This window comes from Pseudomonas sp. TE3552, assembly GCF_056278945.1.
In genome coordinates, this window is record NZ_JBWBQJ010000001.1 from 5959506 (window position 1) to 5986300 (window position 26795).

Here is a 26795-nt window from a genome sequence, read left to right on the forward strand (position 1 = left end):
GGTGAGTTGTGCTTGTCGGATTTAAAACGGCCGAACGACGACCAGAATTACGATAGCCAGCAATATCAGAACCGGCACTTCATTGAACCAGCGATAAAAGACATGGCTGCGGGTGTTTTCGCCACGGGCAAAACGTTTTACCTGAGCACCGCACATGTGGTGATAGCCGATCAGGATCACCACCAGAGTCAACTTGGCGTGCATCCACGCACCTTGGGTGAAATAAGCGCTTGGGTTGAGGCTGATCAGCCAGATGCCGAATGCCAGCGTAGCGATCATCGCCGGCCCCATGATGCCCCGGTATAGCTTGCGCTCCATGATGCTGAAGCGTTCCTTGCTGACGGTGTCTTCGCTTTGCGCGTGATAGACGAACAGGCGCGGCAGGTAAAACAGGCCGGCAAACCAGCAGACCATGCTGACGATATGAAGCGCTTTGAGCCACAGATAAAGCATTTTCAGTTATTCCCAGGTTCACGGTAGTGAAGATAGTAGGGGGTAGAGCGCCCGCACGTCACCTTGACGGTTGTCGCAGGGCCGCGCGGCCCCTATTATCGACGGCTTTCCAGTGGGTTCGTTTGAGGGCAGGTTTATGGTCAAGGTCGGTATCGTCGGCGGCACGGGTTACACCGGTGTCGAACTGCTGCGTTTGTTGGCACAGCATCCGCAAGCTGAAGTGGTAGTGATCACTTCCCGATCCGAGGCCGGCCTGGCCGTGGCCGACATGTACCCCAACCTGCGAGGCCATTACGACGGCCTGGCGTTCAGCGTTCCGGACATCAAGACCCTCGGCGCTTGCGACGTGGTGTTCTTCGCTACGCCACACGGTGTCGCCCATGCCCTGGCGGGTGAGTTGCTGGCGGCCGGAACCAAGGTCATCGACCTGTCGGCAGACTTCCGTCTGCAAGACGCCGATGAGTGGGCCAAATGGTACGGCCAGCCGCACGGCGCGCCGGAACTGCTGGAAGAGGCGGTTTACGGCTTGCCGGAAGTCAATCGTGAGCAGATCAAGCAGGCGCGCCTGATCGCTGTGCCGGGTTGCTACCCCACCGCCACGCAATTGGGTTTCCTGCCATTGCTCGAAGCGGGTCTGGCCGATACCACTCGTTTGATTGCTGACTGCAAATCCGGCGTCAGCGGTGCCGGTCGTGGTGCCTCGGTGGGTTCGCTGTATTCCGAGACGTCGGAGAGCATGAAGGCTTACGCCGTCAAAGGGCATCGTCACTTGCCGGAAATCCGTCAGGGTCTGCGTCGTGCTGCGGGCAAGGACGTCGGTCTGACCTTCGTTCCGCACCTGACGCCGATGATTCGCGGCATCCACTCGACTCTTTACGCGACCGTCGTGGACCGCTCGGTGGATCTGCAAGCGCTGTTTGAAAAACGTTATGCCAACGAACCGTTCGTCGATGTGATGCCGGCTGGCAGCCATCCGGAAACCCGTAGTGTGCGCGGTGCCAACGTTTGCCGTATCGCCGTGCATCGTCCACAGGATGGTGATCTGGTGGTGGTATTGTCGGTGATCGATAACCTGGTCAAAGGCGCGTCGGGTCAGGCGGTGCAGAACCTGAATATCCTGTTCGGTCTGGATGAGCGCCTGGGCCTTTCCCATGCCGGCATGCTGCCGTAAGGTTTTATCCGCTCGGCAAAAAGGCCCTGAATGGGCCTTTTTGCATTTTGGTCTGGTGATTGGGTTGATTGATATACCGTAACAATAGTTGACCGATTTTCTAGGACAAGCGGATAATGCGCGTCATCACGCATTATGGCGGCGTAACGCCGGGAGATAGTCAGCATGAGCGTCGAATCCTTCACCCCCACGGCTTTGCAATTCACCCACGGTGCTGCGCACAAGGTGAAGAGCCTGGTCGATGAAGAGGGGAATGATCGCTTGAAGCTGCGCGTATTCGTTACGGGCGGCGGTTGTTCAGGGTTTCAGTACGGCTTCACCTTCGATGAAGAAGTGGCCGATGACGACACCATCGTCGAGCGCGAAGGCGTAAGCCTGGTGGTCGACCCTATGAGCTTCCAGTACCTGGCAGGTGCCGAGGTGGATTACCAGGAAGGTCTGGAAGGTTCGCGTTTCGTGATCAAGAACCCGAACGCTACCACCACGTGCGGTTGCGGCTCTTCGTTCTCGATCTGATCGCACCTCATCGCATTACCAGGCGCCGCAGAATCTCAGGATTTTGCGGCGTTTTGCTGTCTGGGGTTCAGGCGGGGTAGATGGCGCCGAGAACACGCAAGCCACGGGCACCGGTGACGCTCGGGCGGTTGGCTGCGATGCCTTCCAGGCAGCAATGAGCCAGCCAGGCGAAGGCCATGGCCTCGACCCAGTCCGGGTCTACACCATGGGTCGCGGTGCTGCTGACTTTTGCGTTCGGCAGCAGGCTGGCCAACCGCTTCATCAGTGTGGCGTTGTGCGCGCCGCCGCCGCAGACCAGCAGTTCCTGGGTCGCCGATTGGGCGCTTTGCAATGACTCGACGATGGTCAGCGCGGTCAATTCAAGCAGCGTGGCCTGTACGTCTTCGGCAGCAAAGGTTGGCAGCTGTGACAGATGCTGTATCAGCCATGGCAGGTTGAACACTTCGCGGCCGGTGCTCTTGGGGCCTTGAGTCACAAAGAATGGATCACTGAGCAGCTCGTTCAACAGAACAGGATCAACCTTGCCGCTGGCAGCCCATTGGCCGTCACGATCAAAGTTGTCGCCGCGTTGCTGGTGAATCCAGGCATCCAGCAGAACGTTCCCCGGGCCACAGTCGAACCCGGCAACAGGCTTGCCGGGTTCGATCAGGCTGAGGTTGCTGAACCCACCGACGTTCAAGACCGCGCGGTTACCAGGTTGTTGTTCAAACAGAGCTTCGTGGAAGGCCGGAACCAATGGCGCGCCTTGTCCGCCCGCAGCCACATCGCGGCTGCGGAAATCACTGACCACGGTGATGCCGGTCAGCTCGGTGAGCAAGGCTGGGTTGCCGATCTGCACCGTAAACCCGCGTGCCGGTTCGTGGCGAATGGTCTGGCCGTGGCTGCCAATCGCACGAATGTTGTCCGGCTTCAGGTTCTGTTGGTCGAGGAGGGTATGAATTCCCTGTGCGGCCAGTTTCACCCAATTCTGCTGAGCGATGGCGGAGCGGGCTATTTCGTCCGGCCCGCTGGCGCACAAGCCAAGTAGCTCGGCGCGCAGGGATTCGGGCATGGGGATGTAATGCGTGGCGATCAGTTTGATCGCCGGGGCTTGTTCGATCAGCGCAATGTCCAGGCCATCAAGGCTGGTCCCGGACATCACACCTATATAGAGCGCCATGGCTTAGCGTTTGCTCGAGGCTAGCAGGGTGGCTTTCTCTTGATCCATGCGTGCCATCAGCGGTTGGCTTTGCGCCAGGAAGCGTGCGCGTTCAGCTTTGGAGATCGGATCGGCCATCGCTACTTTCTGGCCCAGTGGATCGACGTGCACGCCATTGACCTGGAACTCGTAGTGCAGGTGCGGGCCGGTGGAGAGGCCGGTAGTGCCGATGTAGCCGATCACCTGACCTTGCTTGACGCTGCCGCCAGTCTTGATGCCTTTGGCGAAGCCCTGCATATGGCCGTATAGCGTGCGGTAGGTGCTGCCGTGCTGGATGATCACGGTATTGCCGTAACCGCCGCGGCGACCGGCCAATAATACCTGGCCGTCGCCGGCAGCCTTGATCGGTGTGCCGCGCGGTGCTGCGTAATCGACACCCTTGTGGGCGCGGATCTTGTTCAGGATCGGGTGCTTGCGGCCCATGGAGAATTTCGAGCTGATGCGGGCGAAGTCTACCGGAGTACGGATGAATGCCTTGCGCATGCTGTTGCCGTCAGCCGTGTAGTAGCTGCTGTTGCCTTGTTTGTTGGTGTAGCGCACAGCAGTGTAAGTCTTGCCACGGTTGGTGAAGCGTGCGGAAAGAATCGGACCGTTACCGACCGCTTTGCCGTTGACGACCTTCTGTTCATAGATCACATCGAACTCGTCACCCTGGCGAATATCCTGGGCGAAGTCGACGTCATAGCCAAACACGCTGGCCATATCCATGGTCAGGCTATGGGACAAACCGGCACGGGCTGCGGATTGCGACAGCGAACTGTTGATCACGCCATGTACATAGGCGGATCGGACGGTGGGCTTGGCGGTGATGCGGTTGAACGTATAACCCTTGTCGTTCTTGGTCAGGCTGATGCTTTCCGTGTCGCTGACTTTGCTGTGCAAATTGGTCAGCTGGCCATTCTGGCCGAGTTCGAACTCGAGCTTCTGGCCATGTTTGAGCTGGCTGAACTGCTTGGCCTGCTTGTCGCTGGCCAGCACTTCATGCACCGAAGTGGCCGGAAGGCCGACTTTCTCAAACAATGTCGAGAGAGTGTCGCCTTTGGCAACGATCACTTCCCTGTGGCCTGGCGCCTTCTTTTCTTCGACGACTGGCGCGGGTGCGACCTGGGCGGCTTGCTGAGTGTCTTCGGCGCTGTTTTCGATCTGCGCGAAAGGGGAGGCTGCCGGCTCATTTGTGGCTTGGACGGTATCGGCGGCGTCTTGATCTTGTGTCAGTTGTTCTGCAGGGCTTTCCAGTTCAAGACTCAGGGTCGTTTTTTTGGCTTCAACATCACTGGAAGGGAATACCAGAAGTGCCAGGCTCAGAAGAGCGGCGATGCCACTTGCTGCGAGCAGGTGGGTCTTCGGGTAAAGCGGCGGCGCTTTAGACGATTCTTGGGTCATAAGTAGTTTTGACTTTGAAAAGATGAATTGGAAAAGATGAATGACATGATGAAGACGAAATAACTGTATAAAATATAACCAAATCATCTCTGAAGCAAGCCCGCGGATGCTCTGTCCGTGGATTGGCGTCCGTGCGCCGGGCAAAACTTGTATTTGGTGCGCGATCTTGTATGGTTGTTCCCCTTTGAATCTGAGCCTTGCGGGTCTGTTATGAAGTCGGTTGAAGAGCAGCTAGCGCTGATCAAACGTGGTGCAGAAGAACTGTTGGTCGAGTCCGAGCTAATCGAAAAGCTCAAGCGTGGCCAGCCACTGCGTATTAAGGCAGGCTTCGATCCGACCGCGCCGGATTTGCACCTGGGTCATACCGTGCTTATCAATAAGCTGCGCCAGTTCCAGGAGCTGGGTCACCAGGTGATCTTCCTTATAGGTGACTTCACCGGGATGATCGGCGATCCGAGTGGCAAGAGCGCGACACGTCCTCCGCTCACTCGTGAGCAGGTTCTCGAGAATGCCGAAACCTACAAGACTCAGGTCTTCAAGATCCTTGATCCGGCCAGGACCGAAGTGGCGTTCAACTCCACCTGGATGGATCAGATGGGGCCAGCCGACTTCATTCGCCTGACTTCGCAATACACTGTGGCTCGCATGCTCGAGCGCGACGACTTCGACAAGCGCTACACAACCAATCAGCCAATCGCCATTCACGAGTTCCTCTATCCGCTGGTTCAGGGTTACGACTCGGTCGCTTTGCGTGCGGATGTCGAGCTGGGTGGTACCGATCAGAAGTTCAACCTGCTGATGGGGCGTGAGTTGCAGCGTAGTTATGGTCAGGAGGCTCAATGCATTCTGACCATGCCGTTGCTTGAAGGTCTGGATGGCGTGAAGAAGATGTCCAAGTCGTTGGGCAACTATGTTGGTATCCAGGAGGCGCCGGGCGTCATGTACGGCAAGCTGGTCTCTATTCCTGATGTGCTGATGTGGCGTTACTTCGAGTTGCTCAGCTTCCGCTCCATGGGGGAGATCGATGCTTTGCGGGCTGATGTCGAAGCGGGTGCGAATCCACGTGACATCAAGATCAAGCTGGCTGAAGAGATCGTCGCGCGCTTCCATGGTGAAGAGGCTGCAGCTAATGCTCACCGTGCCGCGGGCAACCGTATGAAAGACGGTGAGCTGCCGGATGATCTGCCAGAAATCGAATTGACCGCCACCGAAGATATGCCAATCGCTGCTGTCCTTAATAAGGCCGGCCTGGTGAAGAACTCCGCCGTGGCGCGCGACCTTCTGGGTTCTGGTGGCGTGCGTATAGATGGGGAGGTGGTCGATCGCACCTTTATATACGCACTAGGTGCGACCCATGTTTGCCAGGCCGGGAAGAAGGCATTTGCGCGTATTACGCTCAAGGCTGAATAAACTTGAAATAAAGTGTTGACGGCGAATTTTAGAAGCCTATAATTCGCCCCACTTCCGGCGCAGTCGAAACGGAAAACTCCTTGGTAAACAAAGAGTTACGCAGTTTTCGACAGCGGTTACGCTTCAGTTTATCGAGGCCAGAAGGAGTTGAAAGGGCGGTGTTGTTTGGCTCTTTTGACGGTTCGATCGTCTCGGTCGAAAGCGGTGAAAAACAGGTGTTGACAGCAGCGAGTAACGCTGTAGAATTCGCCTCCCGCTAACGAGAGATCGGAAGCGCAAGTGGTTGAAGTTGTTAAAGATTTCCAAGCGAAACTTTGAAAGCTTCTGAAAATAATCACTTGACAGCAACAAGCGCTGCTGTAGAATGCGCGCCTCGGTTGAGACGAAAGCTCTTAACCAACCGCTCTTTAACAACTGAATCAAGCAATTCGTGTGGGTGCTTGTGGAGTCAGACTGATAGTCAACAAGATTATCAGCATCACAAGTTACTCCGCGAGAAATCAAAGATGTAACCAACGATTGCTGAGCCAAGTTTAGGGTTTCTTAAAAACCCAAAGATGTTTGAACTGAAGAGTTTGATCATGGCTCAGATTGAACGCTGGCGGCAGGCCTAACACATGCAAGTCGAGCGGCAGCACGGGTACTTGTACCTGGTGGCGAGCGGCGGACGGGTGAGTAATGCCTAGGAATCTGCCTGGTAGTGGGGGATAACGCTCGGAAACGGACGCTAATACCGCATACGTCCTACGGGAGAAAGCAGGGGACCTTCGGGCCTTGCGCTATCAGATGAGCCTAGGTCGGATTAGCTAGTTGGTGAGGTAATGGCTCACCAAGGCGACGATCCGTAACTGGTCTGAGAGGATGATCAGTCACACTGGAACTGAGACACGGTCCAGACTCCTACGGGAGGCAGCAGTGGGGAATATTGGACAATGGGCGAAAGCCTGATCCAGCCATGCCGCGTGTGTGAAGAAGGTCTTCGGATTGTAAAGCACTTTAAGTTGGGAGGAAGGGCAGTTACCTAATACGTAATTGTTTTGACGTTACCGACAGAATAAGCACCGGCTAACTCTGTGCCAGCAGCCGCGGTAATACAGAGGGTGCAAGCGTTAATCGGAATTACTGGGCGTAAAGCGCGCGTAGGTGGTTCGTTAAGTTGGATGTGAAATCCCCGGGCTCAACCTGGGAACTGCATTCAAAACTGTCGAGCTAGAGTATGGTAGAGGGTGGTGGAATTTCCTGTGTAGCGGTGAAATGCGTAGATATAGGAAGGAACACCAGTGGCGAAGGCGACCACCTGGACTGATACTGACACTGAGGTGCGAAAGCGTGGGGAGCAAACAGGATTAGATACCCTGGTAGTCCACGCCGTAAACGATGTCAACTAGCCGTTGGGAGCCTTGAGCTCTTAGTGGCGCAGCTAACGCATTAAGTTGACCGCCTGGGGAGTACGGCCGCAAGGTTAAAACTCAAATGAATTGACGGGGGCCCGCACAAGCGGTGGAGCATGTGGTTTAATTCGAAGCAACGCGAAGAACCTTACCAGGCCTTGACATCCAATGAACTTTCCAGAGATGGATTGGTGCCTTCGGGAACATTGAGACAGGTGCTGCATGGCTGTCGTCAGCTCGTGTCGTGAGATGTTGGGTTAAGTCCCGTAACGAGCGCAACCCTTGTCCTTAGTTACCAGCACGTTATGGTGGGCACTCTAAGGAGACTGCCGGTGACAAACCGGAGGAAGGTGGGGATGACGTCAAGTCATCATGGCCCTTACGGCCTGGGCTACACACGTGCTACAATGGTCGGTACAGAGGGTTGCCAAGCCGCGAGGTGGAGCTAATCCCATAAAACCGATCGTAGTCCGGATCGCAGTCTGCAACTCGACTGCGTGAAGTCGGAATCGCTAGTAATCGCGAATCAGAATGTCGCGGTGAATACGTTCCCGGGCCTTGTACACACCGCCCGTCACACCATGGGAGTGGGTTGCACCAGAAGTAGCTAGTCTAACCTTCGGGGGGACGGTTACCACGGTGTGATTCATGACTGGGGTGAAGTCGTAACAAGGTAGCCGTAGGGGAACCTGCGGCTGGATCACCTCCTTAATCGACGACATCAGCTGCTCCATAAGTTCCCACACGAATTGCTTGATTCATTGAAGAAGACGATAAGAAGCAGCCCGAAATTGGGTCTGTAGCTCAGTTGGTTAGAGCGCACCCCTGATAAGGGTGAGGTCGGCAGTTCGAATCTGCCCAGACCCACCAATTTTGCTTGTGTGGGAAACGCCTGTAGAAATACGGGGCCATAGCTCAGCTGGGAGAGCGCCTGCCTTGCACGCAGGAGGTCAACGGTTCGATCCCGTTTGGCTCCACCACTACTGCTTCTGTTTGTTGAAAGCTTAGAAATGAGCATTCCATCGTGATGATGGTGAATGTTGATTTCTAGTCTTTGGATTAGATCGTTCTTTAAAAATTTGGGTATGTGATAGAAAGATAGACTGAACGTTACTTTCACTGGTAACGGATCAGGCTAAGGTAAAATTTGTGAGTTTAATCGCGAATTTTCGGCGAATGTCGTCTTCACAGTATAACCAGATTGCTTGGGGTTATATGGTCAAGTGAAGAAGCGCATACGGTGGATGCCTTGGCAGTCAGAGGCGATGAAAGACGTGGTAGCCTGCGAAAAGCTTCGGGGAGTCGGCAAACAGACTTTGATCCGGAGATGTCTGAATGGGGGAACCCAGCCATCATAAGATGGTTATCTTAAGCTGAATACATAGGCTTAAGAAGCGAACCAGGGGAACTGAAACATCTAAGTACCCTGAGGAAAAGAAATCAACCGAGATTCCCTTAGTAGTGGCGAGCGAACGGGGACTAGCCCTTAAGTGGCTTTGAGATTAGCGGAACGCTCTGGAAAGTGCGGCCATAGTGGGTGATAGCCCTGTACGCGAAAATCTCTTGGCCATGAAATCGAGTAGGACGGAGCACGAGAAACTTTGTCTGAATATGGGGGGACCATCCTCCAAGGCTAAATACTACTGACTGACCGATAGTGAACTAGTACCGTGAGGGAAAGGCGAAAAGAACCCCGGAGAGGGGAGTGAAATAGATCCTGAAACCGTATGCGTACAAGCAGTGGGAGCCCACTTTGTTGGGTGACTGCGTACCTTTTGTATAATGGGTCAGCGACTTATTTTCAGTGGCGAGCTTAACCGAATAGGGGAGGCGTAGCGAAAGCGAGTCTTAATAGGGCGTCTAGTCGCTGGGAATAGACCCGAAACCGGGCGATCTATCCATGGGCAGGTTGAAGGTTAGGTAACACTGACTGGAGGACCGAACCGACTACCGTTGAAAAGTTAGCGGATGACCTGTGGATCGGAGTGAAAGGCTAATCAAGCTCGGAGATAGCTGGTTCTCCTCGAAAGCTATTTAGGTAGCGCCTCATGTATCACTGTAGGGGGTAGAGCACTGTTTCGGCTAGGGGGTCATCCCGACTTACCAAACCGATGCAAACTCCGAATACCTACAAGTGCCGAGCATGGGAGACACACGGCGGGTGCTAACGTCCGTCGTGAAAAGGGAAACAACCCAGACCGTCAGCTAAGGTCCCAAAGTTATGGTTAAGTGGGAAACGATGTGGGAAGGCTTAGACAGCTAGGAGGTTGGCTTAGAAGCAGCCACCCTTTAAAGAAAGCGTAATAGCTCACTAGTCGAGTCGGCCTGCGCGGAAGATGTAACGGGGCTCAAACCATACACCGAAGCTACGGGTATCACTTAGGTGATGCGGTAGAGGAGCGTTCTGTAAGCCTGTGAAGGTGAGTTGAGAAGCTTGCTGGAGGTATCAGAAGTGCGAATGCTGACATGAGTAACGACAATGGGTGTGAAAAACACCCACGCCGAAAGACCAAGGTTTCCTGCGCAACGTTAATCGACGCAGGGTTAGTCGGTCCCTAAGGCGAGGCTGAAAAGCGTAGTCGATGGAAAACAGGTTAATATTCCTGTACTTCTGGTTATTGCGATGGAGGGACGGAGAAGGCTAGGCCAGCTTGGCGTTGGTTGTCCAAGTTTAAGGTGGTAGGCTGGAATCTTAGGTAAATCCGGGATTCTAAGGCCGAGAGCTGATGACGAGTGTTCTTTTAGAACACGAAGTGGTTGATGCCATGCTTCCAAGAAAAGCTTCTAAGCTTCAGGTAACCAGGAACCGTACCCCAAACCGACACAGGTGGTTGGGTAGAGAATACCAAGGCGCTTGAGAGAACTCGGGTGAAGGAACTAGGCAAAATGGCACCGTAACTTCGGGAGAAGGTGCGCCGGTGAGGGTGAAGGACTTGCTCCGTAAGCCCACGCCGGTCGAAGATACCAGGCCGCTGCGACTGTTTATTAAAAACACAGCACTCTGCAAACACGAAAGTGGACGTATAGGGTGTGACGCCTGCCCGGTGCCGGAAGGTTAATTGATGGGGTTAGCTAACGCGAAGCTCTTGATCGAAGCCCCGGTAAACGGCGGCCGTAACTATAACGGTCCTAAGGTAGCGAAATTCCTTGTCGGGTAAGTTCCGACCTGCACGAATGGCGTAACGATGGCGGCGCTGTCTCCACCCGAGACTCAGTGAAATTGAAATCGCTGTGAAGATGCAGTGTATCCGCGGCTAGACGGAAAGACCCCGTGAACCTTTACTATAGCTTTGCACTGGACTTTGAATTTGCTTGTGTAGGATAGGTGGGAGGCTTTGAAGCGTGGACGCCAGTTCGCGTGGAGCCATCCTTGAAATACCACCCTGGCAACTTTGAGGTTCTAACTCAGGTCCGTTATCCGGATCGAGGACAGTGTATGGTGGGTAGTTTGACTGGGGCGGTCTCCTCCTAAAGAGTAACGGAGGAGTACGAAGGTGCGCTCAGACCGGTCGGAAATCGGTCGTAGAGTATAAAGGCAAAAGCGCGCTTGACTGCGAGACAGACACGTCGAGCAGGTACGAAAGTAGGTCTTAGTGATCCGGTGGTTCTGTATGGAAGGGCCATCGCTCAACGGATAAAAGGTACTCCGGGGATAACAGGCTGATACCGCCCAAGAGTTCATATCGACGGCGGTGTTTGGCACCTCGATGTCGGCTCATCACATCCTGGGGCTGAAGCCGGTCCCAAGGGTATGGCTGTTCGCCATTTAAAGTGGTACGCGAGCTGGGTTTAGAACGTCGTGAGACAGTTCGGTCCCTATCTGCCGTGGACGTTTGAGATTTGAGAGGGGCTGCTCCTAGTACGAGAGGACCGGAGTGGACGAACCTCTGGTGTTCCGGTTGTCACGCCAGTGGCATTGCCGGGTAGCTATGTTCGGAATAGATAACCGCTGAAAGCATCTAAGCGGGAAACTAGCCTCAAGATGAGATCTCACTGGGACCTTGAGTCCCCTGAAGGGCCGTCGAAGACTACGACGTTGATAGGTTGGGTGTGTAAGCGCTGTGAGGCGTTGAGCTAACCAATACTAATTGCCCGTGAGGCTTGACCATATAACACCCAAGCAATTTGTATGCTTCGAGCTGAAGAGCGAAAGGGCACCAGATTGCGGTGTGTGAAGACGCAATGAACCGAAAGTTCGAGAAGCAAACACACAAACTATCGCATACCCAATTTGCTGAAGCGTCGAAAGACGGTTCGGTACCCGAATTTCTTGACGACCATAGAGCATTGGAACCACCTGATCCCATCCCGAACTCAGCAGTGAAACGATGCATCGCCGATGGTAGTGTGGGGTTTCCCCATGTGAGAGTAGGTCATCGTCAAGATTAAATTCCGAAACCCCTATCTGCATCTGCAGGTAGGGGTTTTGTTTTGTCCGCAGGAAAATCTGGCTGGTAGGGTTTCTATGCAACGGCTCGGGGCATGGCTATCATGCGGGCCTCATTGTGAGGCGAGACTTGCATGCTGACGTTGTTAAAGCTTCTTAAGGATGGCCGATTCCATTCGGGTCAGGCCCTGGGCGCTGCCTTGGGCATCAGTCGTAGCGCCGTATGGAAGCAGCTTCAGCATTTGGAAGCTGAACTCGGTTTATCCATTCACAAGGTGCGTGGTCGCGGCTATCAACTGGCTGCGCCATTGATGCTGCTTGATCCTGTCGATATAAGAGCGCGGGCGCCTTCTTGTGACTGGCCCATTCTAGTCTTCGATTCCATCGACTCTACCAACGCTGAAGCCTTGCGCACTATCGACCGTGGCCAGGCTGCGCCATTTCTAGTGCTCGCCGAGCGGCAAACTGCTGGTCGTGGGCGGCGGGGGCGTAAGTGGGTGAGTCCGTTCGCAGAAAACATCTATTACAGTCTGGTGTTGCGTATTGATGGTGGGATGCGCCAGCTGGAAGGCTTGAGTCTTGTTGTCGGGCTCGCCGTAATGCGGGTCTTGCAAGGACTTGGTATTTCGGGTGTGGGCTTGAAGTGGCCCAATGACGTTCTGGTTGGTCAGAAAAAAATTGCTGGAATATTGCTCGAATTGGTGGGGGATCCTGCCGATGTGTGTCATGTGGTGATTGGCGTCGGAATCAATGTGAACATGCAGATGAGTGATGAGGTTGATCAGCAGTGGACATCCATGCGGCTCGAGTCGGGTCTGGCTGTTGATCGCAATCACCTGGTTGCAGAGTTAGGATTGATGCTCCAGGCATACTTGAATCGCCACCAGGCCGGTGGGTTCCCGGCTATTCAGGCGGAGTGGGAGCAAAATCATCTATGGCAGGGGCGGGCGGTGTCGTTGATTGCTGGTATTAGTCAGATAGATGGAGAAGTGCTAGGTATCGATAGTCAGGGTGCCTTGCGCTTGAAGGTAAATGGTGTGGAAAAAGTATTTAGTGGTGGTGAGCTCAGCCTGAGGTTGCGTGATGATTCTTGAGCTCGATTGCGGAAACAGCTTCATCAAGTGGCGTGTACTTGGCGCGGATGTGCGGCGGGTGATTGGTGAGGGTGTCGTTGATTCGGATCTCGCACTGCTGGAGAGCCTGAAAGCGCTCAAGGGGCTCGCCCTCAAACATTGTCGGTTAGTCAGCGTCAGGACTGCCGAAGAGACCAGTGCATTGATTTCTCTGCTTACAGAGGCTTTCGGTGTGTCTGTAGTTTGCGCGGCACCGGCTCGCGAAATGTCCGGGGTTCGAAATGGTTACGAGGAGTTTGAACGGCTAGGGCTCGATCGCTGGCTTGCAATGCTCGGGGGATTTCATCTGGCATCGGGGGCTTGCCTGGTGCTCGACTTTGGTACTGCTGTTACGGCGGACTTTATCGCCGGGGATGGGGAGCATCTCGGAGGATTTATCTGTCCGGGAATGCCTTTGATGCGCAACCAGTTGCGCACCCACACTCGTAGAATTCGCTATGGAGATCTTGCCGCTGAGCGTGCTTTGGAGAGCCTCGTTCCTGGGCGCACAACCGTCGAGGCTGTCGAGCGAGGTTGCTCGCTGATGTTGAGAGGCTTTGTCCTTACTCAGCTAGAGTTGGCGCGCAGCTATTGGGGAGAAGATTTCGCTGTATTTCTCACTGGGGGGGATGCTGATCTGGTCTCCGGGATCGTGCCCAAGGCCAGGGTTGTTCCAGACCTGGTATTTATAGGTTTGGCTATGGCGTGCCCTTTGTCCTGAGGTTTTTATGCGTTGGTTGTTCCTGCTGCTGCTTGTTCTCAATGGGTTCTATTACGTCTGGCACCAACAGGAGGCCCCGCTTCGCGCGAAGGATGTAACTCCTTTGAGTTTGTATCGGGGCTCACAGCAGGATATTCGCTTGTTGAGCGAAGCGACTGATGTGACTCGAGACAAAGCAAAATCCACGCAGGTGGACAGCAGTTGTCTCTATCTTGGGGGGGCTGCTCGACAGGAAGTGGCTCAGGCAATCGAGCGTCGCTTGAGTGGTATGGACATCAAGTTCCAAGCCTTGCCGAAGGATCTCCCTGAATATGCGGGTTATTGGGTCCGCGTGGCACCGGAAAGCCGGCGTTTGCTGGATGACTTGCAGTTGCAAAACCTTTCTAAAGAATTCAATGAGTTAAAACATAAAATAATGCCTTGTGAGGGGGTTGCGCCCGCCGGATAGTTTGCATAGAATGGCGCCCGCTTCGCAGTGAAGACCTTTTAAAGGTTGACGGTGCAAAGCGAGGTCAACGCAGCTAACCTCAGGTTTTTAATGAGAAAATGCTTGACAGAAGGCTGGCATGATATAGAATGCCGGCTCGCTTAGGAGGGGTTCCCGAGCGGCCAAAGGGATCAGACTGTAAATCTGACGTCTACGACTTCGAAGGTTCGAATCCTTCCCCCTCCACCATTTTTAGCGAGAGCTGCAAGCTCCGCGGGTATAGTTTAGTGGTAGAACCTCAGCCTTCCAAGCTGATGATGCGGGTTCGATTCCCGCTACCCGCTCCAGGTTTGCAGGTCCTGCAAAGTGTTACGCTCTTGTAGCTCAGTTGGTAGAGCACACCCTTGGTAAGGGTGAGGTCAGCGGTTCAAATCCGCTCAAGAGCTCCATATAACAAGGCAGATATGAAAATATCTGCCTTTGTTTTAATGGCTTGTAGATGCGCGTTGTTGCCTGAGAGGGTGTTGTGCATCTTCGGTGCTGGTGTGCATAACCAGGATCGATGAGTAAATTGTTGTAAAGTCTTTTTCGGGCCGGCATAATGGTCGGCCTGATTTTGTTTTAGGTCAGTAGCTCAATTGGCAGAGCGACGGTCTCCAAAACCGTAGGTTGGGGGTTCGATTCCCTCCTGACCTGCCAGATTCACTAGGTGTGTCTGGCTTTCTTTTCACAGGATCTTCATAGATGACTCCTAAAGCTGAAGCTCAAGGCTCTCGCTTCGATCTGCTCAAGTGGCTGGTAGTAGTCGCTTTGGTGATTGTTGGCGTTGTTGGCAATCAGTATTACTCTGCTTCGCCGATCCTGTACCGCGTGCTCGCTTTACTGGTCATTGCTGCTGTAGCTGCCTTTGTAGGCCTGCAGACGGTTAAGGGCAAGTCTTTCTTTGTACTGGTTAAGGAAGCGCGCACCGAGATTCGTAAAGTCGTTTGGCCAACTCGCCAAGAAACCACGCAGACCACGTTGATCGTTGTGGCTGTTGTTCTGGTTATGGCGTTGCTGTTGTGGGGGCTTGATTCCCTGCTCGGTTGGCTTGTTTCCTTGATCGTCGGCTAAGGGTGTCCCGTGGCTAAGCGTTGGTACGTTGTGCATGCTTACTCCGGTTACGAGAAGCATGTCATGCGTTCGTTGATCGAGCGCGTAAAACTGGCTGGCATGGAAGATGGTTTCGGCGAAATTCTGGTTCCCACTGAAGAAGTGGTTGAAATGCGTAATGGCCAGAAGCGCAAAAGCGAACGCAAATTCTTCCCTGGTTATGTGCTGGTTCAGATGGATATGAACGAGGGTACTTGGCACTTGGTCAAGGACACTCCTCGGGTGATGGGTTTCATCGGTGGTACTGCCGACAAGCCTGCACCAATCACAGATAAAGAAGCAGAAGCGATTCTGCGTCGTGTTGCTGATGGTAGCGACAAGCCAAAGCCGAAGACGTTGTTCGAGCCGGGTGAGTCGGTGCGTGTCAATGACGGGCCGTTTGCTGATTTTACCGGCACGGTTGAAGAGGTTAACTACGAAAAGAGCCGGATCCAAGTGGCGGTGCTCATTTTCGGTCGCTCTACCCCGGTAGAGTTGGAGTTCAGTCAGGTCGAAAAGGTCTAGCTGAGCAAGCATCCCAACCCCGCAGCCCTAGGCTGTGGGGTTTTGTCGTCACTGGGATAAACGCGCAAGTAACCGGGGAGCCTTTCGAGGCGTTTGAACCCGTAATTGGAGTGCCTCATGGCCAAGAAGATTACCGCTTACATCAAGCTGCAAGTGAAGGCCGCTCAGGCTAACCCAAGTCCACCTGTTGGTCCTGCACTGGGTCAGCACGGCGTGAACATCATGGAATTCTGCAAGGCTTTCAACGCCCGTACCCAGGGTCTTGAGCCAGGTCTGCCGACTCCAGTGATCATCACTGTCTACAGCGACCGTAGCTTCACTTTCGAAACCAAATCCACACCTGCTTCGGTTCTGCTGAAGAAGGCTGCTGGTCTGACTAGCGGTTCCGCTCGTCCGAACACCGTTAAGGTTGGCACCGTGACTCGTGCTCAGCTGGAAGAAATCGCGAAAACCAAAAACGCGGATCTGACTGCAGCTGATATGGAAGCAGCCGTGCGTACTATCGCCGGTTCTGCTCGTAGCATGGGCCTTAACGTGGAGGGTGTGTAATGGCTAAGCTGACCAAGCGTCAAAAGGCTATCGCCGGCAAAATCGAAGCAGGCAAGGCCTACAACTTTGTAGACGCTGCTGCTCTGCTTTCCGAGCTGTCGACTGTCAAGTTCAGCGAGTCGTTCGACGTTGCTGTAAACCTGGGTGTAGACCCGCGTAAATCCGACCAGGTTGTTCGTAGCGCTACTGTGCTGCCACACGGCACTGGCAAGACTGTTCGCGTTGCTGTGTTCACCCAGGGTCCAGCTGCTGAAGCCGCTCTGGCTGCCGGCGCTGATCGCGTAGGTATGGACGACCTGGCTGCCGAAATGAAAGGCGGCGACCTGAACTATGACGTAGTGATCGCATCCCCGGATGCAATGCGCGTTGTAGGTCAGTTAGGTCAGATCCTCGGCCCACGTGGTCTGATGCCTAACCCTAAAGTCGGCACTGTAACTCCAGACGTAGCTACCGCGGTTAAAAACGCCAAGGCTGGTCAGGTTCGTTATCGCACCGACAAAAACGGCATCATCCACACTTCCGTTGGCAAGATCGGTTTTGATGCCGTCAAGCTGAAGGAAAACGTTGAAGCGCTGATCGCTGACCTGAAGCGTATCAAGCCAGCTTCCTCGAAAGGTATTTATGTCAAGCGCGTTACCCTGAGCACCACCATGGGCCCAGGTCTGGTCATCGACCAGAGCTCGCTGGACGCGTAAGACAAAAGTTGGCGCAAGTAGTTGCGCCAATTTGAAAGATTGGGGTCCCTGCCTGGCGGGGGCTATCCAAGACCGTAGGCGACGCAAGTCTTAAACCTCAAGCCTACGCAGATGGTGCTCCCGGTTCCTTACCGAATCAGACACCAAAACGACATCCGGCTTAGGTTGGATGAAACGGTAACAAGCAGGAGTTAAACCCGTGGCAATTAAACTCGAAGACAAGAAGGCCATCGTCGCTGAAGTCAACGAGGCTGCCAAAGTCGCTCTGTCCGCTGTCGTGGCTGATGCCCGTGGCGTAACAGTAGGCGCGATGACCGGACTCCGTAAAGAGGCTCGTGAAGCTGGCGTTTACGTACGTGTTGTACGTAACACCCTGCTCAAGCGCGCTGTTGCTGGCACTGAGTACAGTGTTCTCAATGACGTGTTCACCGGCCCTACCTTGATTGCATTCTCCAAAGAGCATCCGGGCGCTGCTGCCCGTATCTTCAAAGAGTTCGCAAAAGGTCAGGATAAGTTCGAGATCAAGGCAGCTGCGTTCGAGGGCAAGTTCCTCGCAGCTAACCAAATCGACGTGCTGGCAACTCTGCCGACCCGTGACGAAGCAATTTCTCAGCTGATGAGCGTGATTCAAGGCGCAACCAGCAAGTTGGCTCGTACTCTGGCGGCCCTTCGCGACCAGAAAGAAGCCGCCGCAGCCTAAGGCTGAGCGACTCCTTTCAGCGTTTATTGTTTATTTCGATAGCCGCGTAGGCTGTCACCCCAATACAGGAATTTATAGTCATGTCTCTGACTAACGACCAAATCATCGAAGCAATCGGCGAAAAATCCGTAATGGAAATCGTTGAGCTGATCAAGGCAATGGAAGAGAAGTTCGGCGTTTCCGCTGCTGCTGCTTCCGCTGGCCCAGCTGTTGCTGCTGCCGTTGTTGAAGAACAAACTGAATTCAACGTCATGCTGACCGAAGCTGGCGAGAAGAAAGTTAACGTGATCAAGGCTGTACGTGAACTGACCGGTCTGGGCCTGAAAGAAGCCAAGGCTGTAGTTGACGGCGCTCCTGCCATGGTTCTGGAAGCTGTTGCCAAAGAAGCAGCTGACAAAGCCAAAGCAACTCTGGAAGAAGCAGGCGCTAAAGTCGAGCTGAAGTAAGCATCGACTTTGCTCCTCCAGCCCGAGCGTTAAGCGAAAGGCTGATGGCTGGTGGCTCTTGCCACCGGCCTTTTTCCGTTATTGGCAGCCGACTGGGTCGGTGCCGGTAACGAGCTGTAACCACCCGATGTGGTGGCGCAAACCATGGGGTTTGCACGATTTTCTGGCTGCTCCCGTCGGGAGGGGCCAAACAAGCAGGTGACCAAGCTGGGGAACGCTGATGGCTTACTCATATACTGAGAAAAAACGTATCCGCAAGGACTTTAGCAAGTTGCCGGACGTCATGGATGTGCCGTACCTCCTGGCCATCCAGCTGGATTCGTATCGTGAATTCTTGCAAGCGGGAGCGACTAAAGATCAGTTCCGCGACGTGGGCCTGCATGCGGCCTTCAAATCCGTTTTCCCGATCATCAGCTACTCCGGCAATGCTGCGCTGGAGTACGTCGGTTATCGCCTGGGCGAACCGGCATTTGATGTCAAAGAATGCGTGTTGCGCGGTGTAACTTACGCCGTACCTTTGCGGGTAAAAGTGCGACTGATCATTTTCGACAAAGAATCGTCGAACAAAGCGATCAAGGACATCAAAGAGCAAGAAGTCTACATGGGTGAAATCCCCCTGATGACTGAGAACGGTACCTTCGTAATCAACGGTACCGAGCGTGTAATCGTTTCCCAGCTGCACCGTTCTCCGGGCGTGTTCTTCGACCACGACCGTGGCAAGACGCACAGCTCCGGTAAACTGCTGTACTCCGCGCGCATCATTCCTTACCGCGGTTCGTGGCTGGACTTCGAGTTCGACCCGAAAGACTGCGTATTCGTGCGTATCGACCGTCGTCGCAAGCTGCCTGCATCGGTACTGCTGCGTGCGCTGGGCTATACCACTGAAGAAGTGCTGGACGCGTTCTACACCACCAACGTCTTCCACGTGCAGGGTGAAAACCTCAGCCTGGAACTGGTGCCTCAGCGCCTGCGTGGTGAAATTGCTGTCCTCGATATTCAGGACGACAAAGGCAAGGTTATTGTCGAGCAGGGTCGTCGTATCACCGCTCGCCACATCAACCAGCTGGAAAAGGCCGGGATCAAAGAGCTGCAAGTGCCTCTGGACTACGTCCTGGGTCGCACTACCGCCAAGGTCATCGTGCATCCGGCTACCGGCGAAATCCTGGCAGAGTGCAACACCGAGCTGAACACCGAAATCCTGGCAAAGATTGCCAAGGCGGGCGTTGTTCGCATCGAAACTCTGTACACCAACGATATCGATTGTGGTCCGTTCGTCTCCGACACCCTGAAGATCGATTCCACCAGCAACCAATTGGAAGCGCTGGTCGAGATCTATCGCATGATGCGTCCAGGCGAGCCGCCAACCAAAGACGCTGCCGAGACTCTGTTCAACAACCTGTTCTTCAGCCCTGAGCGCTATGACCTGTCTGCGGTCGGCCGGATGAAGTTCAACCGTCGTATCGGTCGTACCGAGATCGAAGGTTCGGGCGTGTTGTGCAAAGAAGACATCGTTGCGGTTCTGAAGACTCTGGTCGACATCCGTAACGGTAAAGGCATCGTCGATGACATCGACCACCTGGGTAACCGTCGTGTTCGCTGCGTAGGCGAAATGGCCGAGAACCAGTTCCGCGTTGGCTTGGTACGTGTTGAGCGTGCGGTCAAAGAGCGTCTGTCGATGGCTGAAAGCGAAGGCCTGATGCCGCAAGACCTGATCAATGCCAAGCCAGTGGCTGCGGCGGTGAAAGAGTTCTTCGGTTCCAGCCAGCTGTCTCAGTTCATGGACCAGAACAACCCGCTGTCCGAGATCACCCACAAGCGTCGTGTCTCTGCACTCGGCCCGGGCGGTTTGACTCGCGAACGTGCAGGCTTCGAAGTGCGTGACGTACACCCGACTCACTACGGTCGTGTATGCCCGATCGAAACGCCGGAAGGTCCGAACATCGGCCTGATCAACTCCTTGGCCGCCTATGCGCGCACCAACCAGTACGGCTTCCTTGAGAGCCCGTACCGCGTGGTGAAAGACGCTCTGGTCACCGACGAGATCGTGTTCCTGTCCGCCATCGAAGAAGCCGATCACGTGATCGCTCAGGCTTCGGCCACGATGAACGACAAGAAAGTCCTGATCGACGAGCTGGTAGCTGTTCGTCACTTGAACGAGTTCACCGTCAAGGCGCCGGAAGACGTCACTTTGATGGACGTATCGCCGAAGCAGGTAGTTTCGGTTGCTGCGTCGCTGATCCCGTTCCTTGAGCACGACGACGCCAACCGTGCGTTGATGGGTTCGAACATGCAGCGTCAAGCTGTACCAACCCTGCGTGCTGACAAGCCGCTGGTAGGTACCGGCATGGAGCGTAACGTGGCTCGCGACTCCGGCGTTTGCGTCGTGGCTCGTCGTGGCGGCGTGATCGATTCCGTCGACGCTAGCCGCATCGTGGTTCGTGTTGCTGATGACGAAGTTGAAACCGGCGAAGCTGGTGTCGACATCTACAACCTGACCAAGTACACCCGCTCCAACCAGAACACCTGCATCAACCAGCGTCCGCTGGTGAGCAAGGGTGATCGGGTTCAGCGCAGCGACATCATGGCCGACGGTCCGTCCACCGATATGGGTGAGCTGGCTCTGGGTCAGAACATGCGCATCGCGTTCATGGCATGGAACGGCTTCAACTTCGAAGACTCCATCTGCCTGTCTGAGCGTGTTGTTCAGGAAGACCGTTTCACCACGATCCACATTCAGGAACTGACCTGTGTGGCACGTGATACCAAGCTTGGGCCAGAGGAAATCACCGCAGATATCCCGAACGTGGGTGAAGCTGCACTGAACAAGCTGGACGAAGCCGGTATCGTTTACGTAGGTGCTGAAGTTGGCGCAGGCGACATTCTGGTAGGTAAGGTCACTCCGAAAGGCGAGACCCAGCTGACACCAGAAGAAAAACTGCTGCGTGCGATCTTCGGTGAGAAAGCCAGCGACGTTAAAGACACTTCCCTGCGTGTGCCTACCGGCACCAAGGGTACTGTCATCGACGTACAGGTCTTCACCCGCGACGGCGTTGAGCGTGATGCTCGTGCACTGTCGATCGAGAAGACTCAACTCGACGAGATCCGCAAGGACCTGAACGAAGAGTTCCGTATCGTTGAAGGCGCCACTTTCGAGCGTCTGCGTTCCGCTCTTGTCGGCCACAAAGCCGAAGGCGGCGCCGGTCTGAAGAAAGGTCAGGAAATCACCGACGAAGTTCTCGACGGTCTTGAGCATGGCCAGTGGTTCAAACTGCGCATGGCTGAAGATGCTCTGAACGAGCAGCTCGAGAAGGCTCAGGCCTACATCGTTGATCGCCGCCGTCTGCTGGACGACAAGTTCGAAGACAAGAAGCGCAAACTGCAGCAGGGCGATGACCTGGCTCCAGGCGTGCTGAAAATCGTCAAGGTTTACCTGGCAATCCGTCGTCGCATCCAGCCGGGCGACAAGATGGCCGGTCGTCACGGTAACAAAGGTGTGGTCTCCGTGATCATGCCGGTTGAAGACATGCCGCACGATGCCAATGGCACCCCGGTCGACGTCGTCCTCAACCCGTTGGGCGTACCTTCGCGTATGAACGTTGGTCAGATCCTTGAAACCCACCTGGGCCTCGCGGCCAAAGGTCTGGGCGAGAAGATCAACCGGATGGTCGAGGAGCAACGTAAGGTTGCTGAACTCCGCACCTTCCTGGACGAGATCTACAACCAGATCGGCGGTCGTAACGAAGATCTGGACAGCTTCTCCGACCAGGAAATCCTGGATCTGGCGAAGAACCTGCGTGGCGGCGTTCCAATGGCCACTCCAGTGTTCGACGGCGCCAAGGAAAGCGAAATCAAGGCCATGCTGAAACTGGCAGACCTGCCAGAAAGTGGCCAGATGCAGCTGACCGACGGCCGTACCGGCAACAAGTTCGAGCGCCCGGTTACTGTTGGCTACATGTACATGCTGAAGCTGAACCACTTGGTAGACGACAAGATGCACGCTCGTTCTACCGGTTCGTACAGCCTGGTTACCCAGCAGCCGCTGGGTGGTAAGGCACAGTTCGGTGGTCAGCGTTTCGGGGAGATGGAGGTCTGGGCACTGGAAGCATACGGTGCTGCTTACACTCTGCAAGAAATGCTCACAGTGAAGTCGGACGATGTGAACGGCCGGACCAAGATGTACAAAAACATCGTGGACGGCGATCACCGTATGGAGCCGGGCATGCCCGAGTCCTTCAACGTGTTGATCAAGGAAATTCGTTCCCTCGGCATCGATATCGATCTGGAAACCGAATAACACGTGACGCGAATCGAGAGCGGGGCAGGATTGCCCGCTCTCTGCTCCGCCAGGAGGAAAGGCCTTGAAAGACCTACTGAATTTGCTGAAAAACCAGGGTCAAGTCGAAGAGTTCGACGCCATCCGTATTGGATTGGCATCGCCTGAGATGATCCGTTCGTGGTCGTTCGGTGAAGTTAAAAAGCCGGAAACCATCAACTACCGTACGTTCAAACCTGAGCGTGACGGCCTGTTCTGCGCCAAGATCTTTGGCCCGGTAAAGGATTACGAGTGCCTGTGCGGTAAGTACAAGCGCTTGAAGCATCGTGGTGTGATCTGCGAGAAGTGCGGCGTTGAAGTCGCACTGGCAAAAGTTCGTCGTGAGCGCATGGCGCACATCGAACTGGCCTCGCCAGTTGCCCACATCTGGTTCCTGAAATCGCTGCCGTCCCGTATCGGCTTGCTGATGGACATGACCCTGCGTGATATCGAACGCGTTCTCTACTTCGAGAGCTATGTCGTTATCGATCCAGGCATGACCACCCTTGAAAAAGGTCAGCTGCTCAACGACGAGCAGTACTTCGAAGCGCTGGAAGAGTTCGGCGACGATTTCGATGCCCGCATGGGTGCCGAAGCTGTCCGCGAACTGCTGCACGCTATCGACCTGGAACACGAGATTGGCCGTCTGCGTGAAGAAATTCCGCAAACCAACTCCGAAACCAAGATCAAGAAGCTGTCCAAGCGTCTGAAGTTGATGGAAGCCTTCCAGGGTTCCGGCAACCTGCCAGAGTGGATGGTGCTGACCGTTCTGCCGGTTCTGCCGCCAGATCTGCGTCCACTGGTCCCATTGGATGGCGGTCGTTTCGCGACTTCCGACCTCAACGATCTGTATCGTCGAGTGATCAACCGTAACAACCGCTTGAAGCGCCTGCTGGATCTGTCCGCTCCGGACATCATCGTGCGCAACGAAAAGCGTATGTTGCAGGAAGCCGTCGACGCACTGCTCGACAACGGCCGTCGCGGCCGCGCTATCACCGGTTCCAACAAGCGTCCTCTGAAATCCCTGGCTGACATGATCAAGGGTAAACAAGGTCGTTTCCGTCAGAACTTGCTCGGTAAGCGTGTTGACTACTCCGGTCGTTCGGTAATTACCGTTGGTCCGACCCTGCGTCTGCACCAGTGCGGTCTGCCGAAGAAAATGGCTCTCGAGCTGTTCAAGCCGTTCATTTTCGGCAAGCTGGAAATGCGTGGTCTTGCTACCACCATCAAAGCTGCCAAGAAGATGGTCGAGCGCGAGCTGCCAGAGGTTTGGGACGTTCTCGCTGAAGTGATTCGCGAACACCCGGTTCTCCTCAACCGTGCACCGACCCTTCACCGTCTGGGTATCCAGGCATTTGAACCGGTACTGATCGAAGGTAAGGCTATCCAGCTGCACCCTCTGGTCTGTGCTGCGTACAACGCCGACTTCGACGGCGACCAAATGGCCGTGCACGTACCGCTGACACTGGAAGCCCAGTTGGAAGCGCGTGCGTTGATGATGTCGACCAACAACATTCTGTCGCCAGCCAACGGTGAGCCAATCATCGTTCCGTCGCAGGACGTTGTATTGGGTCTGTACTACATGACTCGTGAAGCGATCAACGCCAAAGGCGAAGGTCGTGTGTTCGCGGATCTGCAGGAAGTTGACCGTGTGTTCCGTGCTGGCGAAGCCGCACTGCACGCCAAGGTCAAGGTGCGGATCAACGAAACCGTCAACGACCGTGATGGCGGCAGCGTGACCAACACCCGTATCGTCGACACCACCGTCGGCCGTGCGCTGTTGTTCCAGGTTGTGCCAAAAGGTCTGTCGTTCGACGTCGTCAACCTGCCGATGAAGAAGAAAGCGATCTCCAAGCTGATCAACCAGTGCTACCGCGTGGTTGGTTTGAAAGAGACAGTAATCTTCGCTGACCAGTTGATGTACACCGGTTTTGCCTATTCGACCATCTCCGGCGTTTCCATCGGTGTTAACGACTTCGTTATCCCGGATGAAAAAGCCCGCATCATCGGTGCAGCCACCGACGAAGTGAAAGAGATCGAAAGTCAGTACGCCTCCGGCCTGGTAACTCAGGGCGAGAAGTACAACAAAGTGATCGACCTTTGGTCCAAGGCGAACGACGAAGTTTCCAAGGCAATGATGGCCAACCTCTCGAAAGAGAAAGTCATCGACCGTCATGGCGTCGAAGTCGACCAGGAATCCTTCAACTCGATGTACATGATGGCCGACTCGGGCGCACGGGGTTCTGCTGCGCAGATTCGTCAGCTCGCCGGTATGCGTGGCCTGATGGCCAAGCCGGACGGCTCCATCATCGAAACGCCGATTACAGCGAACTTCCGTGAAGGTTTGAGCGTACTTCAGTACTTCATCTCTACTCACGGTGCTCGTAAGGGTCTGGCGGATACCGCGTTGAAAACTGCGAACTCCGGTTACCTGACTCGTCGTCTGGTAGACGTGGCGCAGGATCTGGTTGTGACCGAGATCGATTGCGGCACCGAACATGGCCTGGTAATGACTCCGCACATTGAAGGCGGTGACGTTGTTGAGCCGTTGGGTGAGCGCGTATTGGGTCGTGTCATTGCCCGTGACGTATTCAAGCCAGGTACCGAGGAAGTTATCGTTCCTGCCGGCACGCTGGTAGACGAGAAGTGGGTCGAGTTCATCGAGCTGAACAGCATCGACGAAGTGATCGTGCGTTCGCCGATCAGCTGCGAAACCCGCTACGGCATTTGCGCCAAGTGCTATGGCCGTGACTTGGCTCGTGGTCACCAGGTGAACATCGGTGAAGCGGTCGGCGTTATCGCTGCCCAATCCATCGGTGAGCCGGGTACCCAGCTGACCATGCGTACGTTCCACATCGGTGGTGCGGCAAGCCGGACCTCCGCAGCCGACAGCGTTCAGGTGAAGAATGGCGGTACCGTCCGTCTGCATAACCTGAAGCACGTTGAGCGAGTGGATGGTTGCCTGGTTGCGGGTGTCCCGTTCCGGTGAGCTGGCAATCGCTGATGACTACGGTCGTGAGCGCGAGCGCTACAAGCTGCCGTACGGTGCTGTGATTTCGGTTAAAGAAGGTGACAAGGTCGACGCTGGCGCAATCGTGGCCAAGTGGGATCCGCACACTCACCCGATCGTTACCGAAATGAAAGGTACCGTGACCTACGTGGGCATGGAAGAAGGCATCACGATCAAGCGTCAGACTGACGAATTGACCGGTATGACCAACATTGAAGTACTCGACGCCAAAGACCGTCCAGCTGCCGGTAAAGACATCCGTCCTGCTGTGAAGATGGTTGATGACAATGGCAAGGATCTCTTGCTGCCGGGTACTGACGTAATTGCTCAGTACTTCCTGCCTGCCAACGCCCTGGTCGGTGTAGCGGACGGTGCGAAAATCGCGATCGGTGATGTTATCGCTCGTATTCCGCAAGAGACTTCGAAGACCCGTGACATCACCGGTGGTCTGCCGCGTGTTGCCGACTTGTTCGAAGCCCGTCGTCCGAAAGAAGCCTCGATTCTGGCTGAAGTCAGCGGCACCATCGCGTTCGGTAAAGAGACCAAAGGCAAGCGCCGTCTGGTCATTACCCCGAACGACGGTAGCGATCCGTACGAAGAGCTGATTCCGAAGTGGCGTCACCTGAACGTCTTCGAAGGCGAACAGGTAAACCGCGGCGAAGTTATCTCTGACGGCCCGAGCGATCCACACGACATCCTGCGTCTGCTGGGTGTGAGTGCGCTGGCCAAGTACATCGTGAACGAGATCCAGGACGTTTACCGTTTACAAGGCGTGAAGATCAACGACAAGCACATCGAGACCATCCTGCGTCAGATGTTGCGTAAAGTTGAGATCGCTGAATCCGGCGATTCCAGTTTCATCAAGGGCGACCAGATGGAATTGACTCACGTTCTGGTAGAGAACGAGCGCTTGAGCACTGAAGACAAATTTGTCTCCAAGTTCACTCGCGTTCTGCTGGGTATCACAAAGGCGTCGTTGTCCACCGAATCGTTCATCTCGGCGGCTTCCTTCCAGGAAACCACTCGCGTACTGACCGAGGCGGCGGTAACCGGCAAGCGCGATTACCTGCGCGGCCTGAAAGAAAACGTGGTCGTGGGTCGTCTGATCCCGGCCGGTACCGGTCTGGCTTATCACAGCGAGCGCAAGCGCCGCCGTGATGCTGACAAACCGTTGCGCGTGAGCGCCAGTGAAGTGGAAGCTGCACTGACCGAAGCGCTGAACTCGAGCGGTAACTGAGTTCTGCGGTAGTAAATGAGA

Annotated in this window: 16 protein-coding genes, 6 tRNA genes, 3 rRNA genes and 1 pseudogene; 23 read left to right on the plus strand and 3 right to left on the minus strand. The window is 55.0% G+C overall.

The genetic code is table 11. The features are described from left to right. Positions 1–21: 21 nt before the first annotated feature. Positions 22–453, minus strand: coding sequence for a protoporphyrinogen oxidase HemJ (hemJ, locus tag ACZ9BB_RS26935; RefSeq protein WP_095630806.1), 432 nt, complete (start codon positions 451–453; stop codon positions 22–24). Positions 454–589: 136 nt separating this feature from the next. Here hemJ and argC point away from each other — a divergent pair, with 136 nt between their 5' ends. Together argC and erpA are read left to right on the plus strand one after the other, a co-directional pair. Continuing rightward, positions 590–1624, plus strand: a complete 1035-nt coding sequence (argC, locus tag ACZ9BB_RS26940) for an N-acetyl-gamma-glutamyl-phosphate reductase (protein ID WP_007941665.1) — start codon at positions 590–592, stop codon at positions 1622–1624. Between the two features lie 165 nt (positions 1625–1789). Next, the gene (erpA, locus tag ACZ9BB_RS26945; RefSeq protein ID WP_007906865.1) at positions 1790–2140 is read left to right on the plus strand and encodes an iron-sulfur cluster insertion protein ErpA; all 351 of its coding nucleotides are present in this window, start codon (positions 1790–1792) and stop codon (positions 2138–2140) included. A gap of 67 nt (positions 2141–2207) precedes the next feature. Here the strand turns inward: erpA and ACZ9BB_RS26950 are convergent, their stop codons facing one another. Then, on the minus strand, positions 2208–3299 hold the full coding sequence (locus ACZ9BB_RS26950) for an anhydro-N-acetylmuramic acid kinase (protein WP_476217730.1): 1092 nt from the start codon (positions 3297–3299) through the stop codon (positions 2208–2210). Between the two features lie 3 nt (positions 3300–3302). Continuing rightward, positions 3303–4721, minus strand: a complete 1419-nt coding sequence (locus tag ACZ9BB_RS26955; RefSeq protein ID WP_476217731.1) for a peptidoglycan DD-metalloendopeptidase family protein — start codon at positions 4719–4721, stop codon at positions 3303–3305. A gap of 210 nt (positions 4722–4931) precedes the next feature. Between ACZ9BB_RS26955 and tyrS the strand changes: the two genes are divergently transcribed. The 21 genes and pseudogenes from tyrS to rpoC all read left to right on the plus strand — a co-directional run bounded on the left by tyrS (position 4932) and on the right by rpoC (position 26774). After that, entirely contained in the window at positions 4932–6131 is a 1200-nt protein-coding gene (tyrS, locus tag ACZ9BB_RS26960; protein ID WP_476217733.1) for a tyrosine--tRNA ligase, read from the plus strand. Positions 6132–6694: 563 nt separating this feature from the next. Further along, positions 6695–8233 (plus strand): 16S ribosomal RNA (locus ACZ9BB_RS26965). An 82-nt stretch (positions 8234–8315) separates the two neighbouring features. After that, positions 8316–8392: transfer RNA gene (locus tag ACZ9BB_RS26970), tRNA-Ile, on the plus strand. 34 nt (positions 8393–8426) lie between these two features. Continuing rightward, positions 8427–8502: transfer RNA gene (locus ACZ9BB_RS26975), tRNA-Ala, on the plus strand. A 237-nt stretch (positions 8503–8739) separates the two neighbouring features. Further along, positions 8740–11631: ribosomal RNA gene (locus tag ACZ9BB_RS26980) — 23S ribosomal RNA — on the plus strand. 160 nt (positions 11632–11791) lie between these two features. Then, positions 11792–11907 (plus strand): 5S ribosomal RNA (gene rrf / locus ACZ9BB_RS26985). Together the 16S, 23S and 5S rRNA genes with 2 tRNA genes alongside form the textbook arrangement of a ribosomal RNA operon. Positions 11908–12043: 136 nt before the next feature. Next, positions 12044–13003 carry a bifunctional biotin--[acetyl-CoA-carboxylase] ligase/biotin operon repressor BirA gene (gene birA / locus ACZ9BB_RS26990; RefSeq protein WP_476217735.1) on the plus strand — a complete coding sequence of 320 codons (960 nt, stop codon included), beginning with the start codon at positions 12044–12046 and terminating at the stop codon, positions 13001–13003. Further along, positions 12993–13742, plus strand: a complete 750-nt coding sequence (locus ACZ9BB_RS26995) for a pantothenate kinase (protein WP_476217737.1) — start codon at positions 12993–12995, stop codon at positions 13740–13742. The genes birA and ACZ9BB_RS26995 overlap by 11 nt, the downstream gene beginning before the upstream one ends. 7 nt (positions 13743–13749) lie before the next feature. Then, on the plus strand, positions 13750–14190 hold the full coding sequence (locus tag ACZ9BB_RS27000) for a hypothetical protein (protein ID WP_476217739.1): 441 nt from the start codon (positions 13750–13752) through the stop codon (positions 14188–14190). Between the two features lie 143 nt (positions 14191–14333). After that, positions 14334–14418, plus strand: a tRNA-Tyr gene (locus tag ACZ9BB_RS27005). A 24-nt stretch (positions 14419–14442) separates the two neighbouring features. Beyond that, positions 14443–14516: transfer RNA gene (locus tag ACZ9BB_RS27010), tRNA-Gly, on the plus strand. 26 nt (positions 14517–14542) lie between these two features. Next, positions 14543–14618: transfer RNA gene (locus ACZ9BB_RS27015), tRNA-Thr, on the plus strand. A 174-nt stretch (positions 14619–14792) separates the two neighbouring features. Continuing rightward, positions 14793–14868, plus strand: a tRNA-Trp gene (locus tag ACZ9BB_RS27020). A 45-nt stretch (positions 14869–14913) separates the two neighbouring features. Next, complete coding sequence (gene secE, locus ACZ9BB_RS27025; RefSeq protein WP_007933728.1) at positions 14914–15282, plus strand: preprotein translocase subunit SecE; 369 nt, start codon at positions 14914–14916, stop codon at positions 15280–15282. A gap of 9 nt (positions 15283–15291) precedes the next feature. Further along, positions 15292–15825 carry a transcription termination/antitermination protein NusG gene (gene nusG / locus ACZ9BB_RS27030; RefSeq protein WP_007933727.1) on the plus strand — a complete coding sequence of 178 codons (534 nt, stop codon included), beginning with the start codon at positions 15292–15294 and terminating at the stop codon, positions 15823–15825. Between the two features lie 117 nt (positions 15826–15942). Continuing rightward, complete coding sequence (gene rplK / locus ACZ9BB_RS27035) at positions 15943–16374, plus strand: 50S ribosomal protein L11 (RefSeq protein ID WP_007933726.1); 432 nt, start codon at positions 15943–15945, stop codon at positions 16372–16374. Continuing rightward, on the plus strand, positions 16374–17069 hold the full coding sequence (gene rplA / locus ACZ9BB_RS27040) for a 50S ribosomal protein L1 (protein ID WP_092205577.1): 696 nt from the start codon (positions 16374–16376) through the stop codon (positions 17067–17069). Before rplK ends, rplA begins: the two co-directional genes overlap by 1 nt. 199 nt (positions 17070–17268) lie before the next feature. After that, on the plus strand, positions 17269–17769 hold the full coding sequence (gene rplJ, locus ACZ9BB_RS27045) for a 50S ribosomal protein L10 (protein ID WP_476217744.1): 501 nt from the start codon (positions 17269–17271) through the stop codon (positions 17767–17769). Between the two features lie 80 nt (positions 17770–17849). Then, entirely contained in the window at positions 17850–18215 is a 366-nt protein-coding gene (gene rplL, locus ACZ9BB_RS27050; RefSeq protein ID WP_476217746.1) for a 50S ribosomal protein L7/L12, read from the plus strand. A gap of 220 nt (positions 18216–18435) precedes the next feature. After that, a complete protein-coding gene (rpoB, locus tag ACZ9BB_RS27055; RefSeq protein ID WP_018925655.1) occupies positions 18436–22509 on the plus strand; it encodes a DNA-directed RNA polymerase subunit beta in 4074 nt (1357 codons plus the stop codon). A 64-nt stretch (positions 22510–22573) separates the two neighbouring features. Further along, a pseudogene (gene rpoC, locus ACZ9BB_RS27060) lies at positions 22574–26774 on the plus strand (DNA-directed RNA polymerase subunit beta'). Positions 26775–26795: the final 21 nt, after the last annotated feature.

What these genes read in the sequence shown, in the direction of transcription:
- hemJ (WP_095630806.1), bottom strand. Translation starts at nt 453, where the DNA reads ATGCTTTATCTGTGGCTCAAAGCGCTTCATATCGTCAGCATGGTCTGC.
- argC (WP_007941665.1), top strand. Translation starts at nt 590, where the DNA reads ATGGTCAAGGTCGGTATCGTCGGCGGCACGGGTTACACCGGTGTCGAA.
- erpA (WP_007906865.1), top strand. Translation starts at nt 1,790, where the DNA reads ATGAGCGTCGAATCCTTCACCCCCACGGCTTTGCAATTCACCCACGGT.
- ACZ9BB_RS26950 (WP_476217730.1), bottom strand. Translation starts at nt 3,299, where the DNA reads ATGGCGCTCTATATAGGTGTGATGTCCGGGACCAGCCTTGATGGCCTG.
- ACZ9BB_RS26955 (WP_476217731.1), bottom strand. Translation starts at nt 4,721, where the DNA reads ATGACCCAAGAATCGTCTAAAGCGCCGCCGCTTTACCCGAAGACCCAC.
- tyrS (WP_476217733.1), top strand. Translation starts at nt 4,932, where the DNA reads ATGAAGTCGGTTGAAGAGCAGCTAGCGCTGATCAAACGTGGTGCAGAA.
- birA (WP_476217735.1), top strand. Translation starts at nt 12,044, where the DNA reads ATGCTGACGTTGTTAAAGCTTCTTAAGGATGGCCGATTCCATTCGGGT.
- ACZ9BB_RS26995 (WP_476217737.1), top strand. Translation starts at nt 12,993, where the DNA reads ATGATTCTTGAGCTCGATTGCGGAAACAGCTTCATCAAGTGGCGTGTA.
- ACZ9BB_RS27000 (WP_476217739.1), top strand. Translation starts at nt 13,750, where the DNA reads ATGCGTTGGTTGTTCCTGCTGCTGCTTGTTCTCAATGGGTTCTATTAC.
- secE (WP_007933728.1), top strand. Translation starts at nt 14,914, where the DNA reads ATGACTCCTAAAGCTGAAGCTCAAGGCTCTCGCTTCGATCTGCTCAAG.
- rplK (WP_007933726.1), top strand. Translation starts at nt 15,943, where the DNA reads ATGGCCAAGAAGATTACCGCTTACATCAAGCTGCAAGTGAAGGCCGCT.
- rplA (WP_092205577.1), top strand. Translation starts at nt 16,374, where the DNA reads ATGGCTAAGCTGACCAAGCGTCAAAAGGCTATCGCCGGCAAAATCGAA.
- rplL (WP_476217746.1), top strand. Translation starts at nt 17,850, where the DNA reads ATGTCTCTGACTAACGACCAAATCATCGAAGCAATCGGCGAAAAATCC.
- rpoB (WP_018925655.1), top strand. Translation starts at nt 18,436, where the DNA reads ATGGCTTACTCATATACTGAGAAAAAACGTATCCGCAAGGACTTTAGC.